General features: G+C 70.5%; 5 protein-coding genes. 1 reads left to right on the top strand and 4 read right to left on the bottom strand.

Annotated elements, in window-relative coordinates; genetic code table 11:
- Positions 1 to 94: 94 nt before the first annotated feature.
- Positions 95 to 2023 (bottom strand): LapD/MoxY N-terminal periplasmic domain-containing protein, encoded by a 1929-nt coding sequence (locus N5D62_RS07455; RefSeq protein ID WP_279757031.1) that lies wholly within the window; start codon positions 2021 to 2023, stop codon positions 95 to 97.
- 31 nt (positions 2024 to 2054) lie between these two features.
- Positions 2055 to 2741, bottom strand: coding sequence for a transglutaminase-like cysteine peptidase (locus tag N5D62_RS07460; protein ID WP_279757032.1), 687 nt, complete (start codon positions 2739 to 2741; stop codon positions 2055 to 2057).
- Between the two features lie 127 nt (positions 2742 to 2868).
- On the opposite strand from N5D62_RS07460, the gene N5D62_RS07465 reads away from it, so the two are divergent.
- Complete coding sequence (locus N5D62_RS07465; RefSeq protein ID WP_279757033.1) at positions 2869 to 3735, top strand: HDOD domain-containing protein; 867 nt, start codon at positions 2869 to 2871, stop codon at positions 3733 to 3735.
- A 72-nt stretch (positions 3736 to 3807) separates the two neighbouring features.
- Here N5D62_RS07465 and N5D62_RS07470 read toward each other — a convergent pair whose 3' ends face one another.
- Both N5D62_RS07470 and lpdA read right to left on the bottom strand, forming a co-directional pair.
- Positions 3808 to 4689, bottom strand: coding sequence for a delta(1)-pyrroline-2-carboxylate reductase family protein (locus N5D62_RS07470; protein WP_279757035.1), 882 nt, complete (start codon positions 4687 to 4689; stop codon positions 3808 to 3810).
- A 26-nt stretch (positions 4690 to 4715) separates the two neighbouring features.
- The coding region (gene lpdA, locus N5D62_RS07475) for a dihydrolipoyl dehydrogenase (RefSeq protein WP_279757036.1) at positions 4716 to 6209 on the bottom strand (1494 nt) is incomplete at its 5' end.

Consider the following 6209-nt stretch of genomic DNA (forward strand, 5'->3'; position numbering starts at 1 on the left):
TTCAACGACAAGAGGAAGGCGCGGATTCTGAGAGCTTCAAATCGGATTGCAACAGTGCTTGATGCCCATCAAGCGATTCACCGACTTGGATGAGTCAGGGCTTGATCTCCTGCGCCGACGCCCACGGCCCGGTGATGCCGTCGAGCTCGCAGTCCCACAGCGCCTGCGCGTCGAGCGCATCGGTCACGCCTTCGGCGTAGACCTTCAGCGACAGGCTGCGCAGCATCACCACCAGGCTGCGCACGAAGGCGGCGCGGCCGGCGTCCGCCGACACGCCCGAGACCACCGCGCTGTCGAGCTTCACGTAGTCCAGGCCCGCCTGGAAAAGACGATCGATTTGAGCCAGTCCGGCCCCCGCGTGTTCCAGCCCCAGCTGCACGCCGAGCGGCCGCAACTGGCGCCCCAGTTCCTGCAGCGCCTCGAAGTGCTGCACCGCCGCCGGCTCCGCCAGCTCCAGGCCGATCTGGCGCCGCGCCACGGCCGGTGCCGCCTGCACCAGTTCGCGGGCGCGGGCGATGAAGCTGCCGTCGTTCAGCGAGGCCGGCGCCACGTTGACGCAGCGCGCGCGATGGTCCTGCTGCGACGCCTGCAGCGCCAGCGCCAAGGCCTGAAGATCCGCCTCGGCGCTCAGCCGGTGCCGCAACGCCAGCGGCAACCAGCGCGCGGCAGGCTCGAATTCGCCGACCGGATTGAGCTTGAGTTGCAGCGGGCATTCCAGGTGCAGCACCTGGCGGTCGCGGCCGATCAGCGGGAACTCCAGCAGCCGGCTGCGTTGCTGCGCCAGCGCGTCCGAGATCAGCGCGCGCCAGGCGCGCTCGCCCTGCGCCACTTCGTCCGACGGCGGCGCCTCGCGCAACTCGAGCACCACGCCGTCGCCCTGCTCCGCCTTCGCCAGCGCCGCGTCGGCCGCGGCGAACCAGGCGCTCATCGGCTGGTCGCGCATCAGCTCGACCGCGCCCAGCGCGACGCCCACGCCCGCGCCCAGGTTCTGCAAGCCGGCGCGCAACGCGTCGGCCAACGCCTGCGCCGTGTCGCCGACGACATTGGGCGCCGGCAGCCACAACGCGAAGTCCGAGCCATTGAGCCGGCCCGCCAGGCAACCGCGGACCTGCTCCGGATAGACGCGCAGCGCCTGCGCGATCGCCACCAGCGCCTGGTCGGTCGCGCCATGGCCCAGCCGTTGGTTCAGGCCCTGCAGGTCCTTCAGGCGCAGCAGCACCAGCCCCGCGCGCAACGGACCGTCGTCGCGCTCCAGCGCCGAATTCAACTCCGCCACGAACTGCCGCCGGTGCGACAGCCCCGTCAGCTCGTCGCACAGCAACTGGTGATGCAACGTGCGCAGCTGCTCGGCCTGCGCCTCGAACATCTGCCGGGTCCGCACCACCATCGTGTTCATCGCGCTGGTCAGCGCGCGCATCTCGGGCACGCGCGGCTCGAGCACTGTCTCGAAGCGCCCCTGCGTCACGCCCTCGGCCTGGCGCACCGCGGTGTCCAGCGGACGGCGCAGCCGCGACAGCACCACCGCCGCCGCCACGCCGGTGATCACGCCCACCAGCGCCAGCCAGGACGCGGTGCTGAGCGTGGCGCGCCACAGCGCCTCGTGCACGTAGCCGGTCTGGCCGCGCAACTCGATCTCGCCGACCGCCTTCCAGCCGTCGGACACCTTGGCCAGGCCCGGCGCCACGTCCAGCGGCAGCAGCGCGACGAACCAACCCGGCGCATGCGAGAGCTGCGGCGTCTCCAGATGGCGCTCGAACACCTGCGCGCCGCTGCCGTCGCGCCAGCGCACGCTCTCGTAGGCACCGGCGTCGAACTGCGCCGAGATCAGCAGCGACATCAACTCCGCGTCGCCCTTCTGCTGCGACAGCGCCAGCGCCAGCGCGTTGGCGTTGTCGGCGTTCTTGAGCTGCGCCTGCGTCTGCAGCAGCTCGCGCAAGGACCAGGTGCTCACCGCCACGCCGCCCAGCACCGAGGCCAGCACCGCGCCCAGGACCAGGCACCAGATTTGTCTTATCAGGGACATGTGTTGAATTCTCCGTCGCCGGGCCGCCTCATCAGAACCCCTCCGCCTTGGCCTTGGCCAGCAGCTCGCGCCACAACGACAGGCGCGCCAGCGGATTGCCCGCCGTGGTCGCGCCGACGCCGGTCCACAAGCCCTCGCCGTTGAAGCTGAACACCGGCGTCAAGTCCGGCCGCAGCGACGCCGGCCGGATCTCGGGATTGATATTGTCCAGAATCAAGGGCTCGGCGTCCGGCTGCGGATAGTAGGCCAGGACCATGTGCGCCTGCGGCCGGCCCTGGAACTGCGCCCGCACGTAGACCATCCTCAGCCGGGACTGCGGCACGTTGGCCGCCAGCAGGCTCATGTACTTGGCGATCGCGTAGTCCTCGCAGTCGCCCGCGCCCTTGTCCAGCAGCTCCAGCGGCGTGGCCCAGTAATCCACCTGGCCCCAGACCTCGATGTCGTCGCGGAACGCCACGCGCTGGTTGAAGAAATTGTTGACCGTGGTCAGCCGGTCGCGCTCGTCGGCCTGGGCGGCCGCGCGGTCCGCCATCTGCACCATCGCCCGCACCGCCGCCTGCGTCTTCGGGGACAGCTTGGCGGCCGACTCGGCCAGCCGGTCCTTGTCCCAGCCCCAGGCCAGCGCGGACCACAAGCCCGCCACGCACGCCAGCGCCGCCAGCGCCGGCCGGACGGTCCGGGCAGCGCGCGTCGCTGTGCGAGTGACGAAACGTGACATGCGCTGCAATGTATCTGCCTCCGTGCACCCGCCCGGGCGAACCACGACGCGGCCTCGGACAACCGGCAATTTGCCGCACCGCCGTCACGCACCCGCGTGGGCCCCGCCGGGATAATCCGGCGCTCACATGAAGACCCAAGCCGTCCGCCAGGAACTGGAACAGGCCCGCGCCAACGGGCCGCTGCGCCAGATCCAGATCCCCCCGTGCCCCGAGCTGCTGCAGCGGCTGCGCGCGGCGATGTCGCTGCCGCAACCCGACCTCAACGAGGTCGGTCGCGTCGCCGCCGCCGACGTCGCCATGTCCGCGACGCTGCTGCGCGTGGCCAACAGCCCGTTGCACCTCGTGGCAGGCAACGTGCCTTGCACCACCGTCGGACAGGCGATGTACCGCCTCGGCCTGGACGAAAGCGTCGCGCTGATGCAGGCCTTCCTGGTGCGACACGCCATCCCGGTCAACAGCCCGCACCTCCTGCGCTTCTGGCAACGCTCGACCAAACGCGCCATCGCCATGGGCTTCATCGCCGGCCAACTGCCCGGCATGCGCGTGGACCTCGCCCAAAGCTATGGCCTGTTCTGCCATGTCGGCATGCCGGTACTGCTGCAAAGCGTGCGCGGCTACGGCGCCACCATGGTCGAAGCCGCCGCACGCATCGACCGGCCCTACATCAAGACCGAGAACGTCAACCACCGCACCGACCACGCCGTCGTCGGCGCGCTCGTCATCAAGGTCTGGAACCTCGCGCCCGAGTTGATGACCGCCATCCGGCTTCATCACGACTTCGAGGCGCTCCATGACGACAGCATCGATCCTGAAGTCCGCACGCTGATCGCGGCTGGACTCATCGCTGAGCAATTGATGCGACAGCACGAAGGACTCGACGCGGACGTGGATTGGGCAGCCAACCGCGACGCGGCATTGGCTTGGCTCCACCTCCCCGAAGACGAACTCGAACAGTGGGATGAGACGCTGCGGGACATGCTCGACGAGGCTTGAGATCGTCTTGCGAAGCCAGGGGGCGGCGAGGGGCGAGTGGCGAAGGGGGCGTGACGTCGATGGGCGAAGGGGTCAGGGGCGGACTGCCACTCGGGCGGCGGCCAGGTCCCAGCGGGCGCAGCCCACGCTCTTGAACAACCGCGTGCGGTGGTCGTCGACCGGCTGCTGACCCATCACCAGATCCTCGATCGCGTCCTGCGGTTCGAAGCGGCCAGCCGCCATCAGGTCACCCGCCTCGGCTTGCGCGCCGACCGGGTCATCCACCCAGACCTGCGCGCCGCGGACCAGCTCCGGCGGCAGCTCGACCATGTCGTCGCGGAAGGCGCCGACGCCGATCACCACCGCGCCCTCGCCCACGCCCGGCCGCAGCACCGGCACGCGGCTCGTCGTCGCGCAGACGATCAGGTCCCAGGGCTGGCGCGTCTGCGCCTCCGGGGCCAGCGGCTGGACGCCGAGTTCCTCGACGAAGCCCGGTACCGACTGGTGTCCCTGCACATGGATGCTGGCCTGCGGATGCAGCGCCTGCAGCGCCTCGACATGCGCGCGCGCCTGCACGCCGCCGCCGACCACCAGCGCGCGGCGCGGCGCCTGGCGCGCCAGGTGCTGCAGCGCGAGCATGCTGACCGCGGCCGTGCGGCGCGCGGTCAGCGCGGGACCGTCCAGCACCGCCAGGCGTTGGCCGGTACGGCTGTCCAGCACGACGACCTCGCCCGAGATCGTCGGCAGCCCGAGCGCCGCGTTGCGCGGATGCACGCTGACGAGCTTGGTGATCGACAAGGTGTCGCTCAGGCAAGGCATCACCAGCAGCACGCCGTCCTGGCGCAGCGGCAGCACCTGCCGCGGCGGGCAGGTGAGCCGGCCGTCGCGATGCTCGCGACAGACCCGGGCGATCTCCTCCATCAGGAGGGACCACGGCAGCGCCCGCGCGGTGGCGGCGGCGTCGAGGACCAGCATCCGGGCGCGGGCTCCGTGGTGGCGGCTTACTTGCGCGGCGGCGGCACGTCGGTGCACGAGCCGTGCGCGACTTCCGCGGCCAGGCCGATCGACTCGCCCAGCGTCGGGTGCGGGTGGATCGTCTTGCCGATGTCGACCGCGTCCGCGCCCATCTCGATCGCCAGCGCGATCTCGCCGATCATGTCGCCCGCATGCGTGCCGACGATGCCGCCGCCGATGATGCGGTGGGTCTCCTCGTCGAACAGCAGCTTGGTGAAGCCCTCGTCACGCCCGTTGGCGATCGCGCGGCCCGAGGCCGACCACGGCAGCAGGCCCTTCTTGACCTTGATGCCGCGGGCCTTGGCCTCGTCCTCGGTCACGCCGACCCAGGCCACCTCCGGATCGGTGTAGGCGACGCTCGGGATCACGCGCGCATCGAAGCGCGACTTGGCCAGCGCGTCGTCGCCCAGCAGTTCGCCGGCGATGACTTCCGCGGCCACGTGGCCCTCGTGCACCGCCTTGTGCGCCAGCATCGGCTGGCCGACGATGTCGCCGATCGCGAAGACGTTGGCCACGTTGGTGCGCATCTGCACGTCCACCGGGATGAAGCCGCGGTCGGTGACCACGACGCCGGCCTTGTCCGCGCCGATCTTCTTGCCGTTGGGCGTGCGGCCCACCGCCTGCAGCACCAGGTCGTAGACCTGCGGCTCCTTCGGCGCGCCCTCGCCTTCGAAGGTCACCTTGATGCCCTCGGGCGTGGCCTCGGCCGCGACCGTCTTCGTGTTCAACATGATGTTGTCGAAGCGCGGCGCGTTCATCTTCTGCCAGACCTTGACCAGGTCACGGTCCGCGCCGGTCATCAGCGTGGGCAGCATTTCCACGACGTCCAGGCGCGCGCCCAGCGTCGAGTACACCGTCCCCATCTCCAGGCCGATGATGCCGCCGCCGACGATCAGCATGCGCTTCGGGCTCGTGGCGAGCTCCAGCGCGCCGGTCGAGTCGATCACGCGCGGGTCGTTGGGCATGAAGGGCAGGCGCACCGCCTGCGAGCCCGCCGCCAGGATGACCTTGCGGAACTTCAGCGTCTGGGTCTTGCCGGTGCGCTCCTGGCCCTCGCCGCCGGTCTCCTCGACCGACAGGTGGTTCGCATCCAGCAGCGTGCCGTAGCCGCGGATCACCGTGACCTTGCGCATCTTGGCCATCATGGCCAGGCCGCCGGTCAGCTTGCCGATGACCTTCTTCTTGTGCGTCAGCAGCTTGGGCAGCTCGACCTTGGGTTCGCCGAACTCGACGCCCAGGTCGGCGAAGTGCTTGACCTCGTCCATCACCGCCGCCACGTGCAGCAGCGCCTTGGACGGGATGCAGCCCACGTTCAGGCACACGCCGCCCAGCGTCGCGTAGCGCTCGACCAGCGCGACCTTCAGGCCCAGGTCGGCCGCGCGGAACGCCGCCGAGTAACCGCCAGGCCCGCCGCCGAGCACGATCACGTCGTACTCGCCTTCGGCCGGGCCGGTGTAGGTCGCGGCCTGCGGGGCCGGGGC

The organism is Mitsuaria sp. GD03876 (assembly GCF_029840635.1).
Lineage (GTDB): Bacteria > Pseudomonadota > Gammaproteobacteria > Burkholderiales > Burkholderiaceae_C > Roseateles.

Excerpts from the sequence above, each read along its gene's own strand:
- N5D62_RS07455 (WP_279757031.1), bottom strand. The coding sequence starts at position 2,023 with ATGTCCCTGATAAGACAAATCTGGTGCCTGGTCCTGGGCGCGGTGCTG.
- N5D62_RS07460 (WP_279757032.1), bottom strand. The coding sequence starts at position 2,741 with ATGTCACGTTTCGTCACTCGCACAGCGACGCGCGCTGCCCGGACCGTC.
- N5D62_RS07465 (WP_279757033.1), top strand. The coding sequence starts at position 2,869 with ATGAAGACCCAAGCCGTCCGCCAGGAACTGGAACAGGCCCGCGCCAAC.
- N5D62_RS07470 (WP_279757035.1), bottom strand. The coding sequence starts at position 4,689 with ATGCTGGTCCTCGACGCCGCCGCCACCGCGCGGGCGCTGCCGTGGTCC.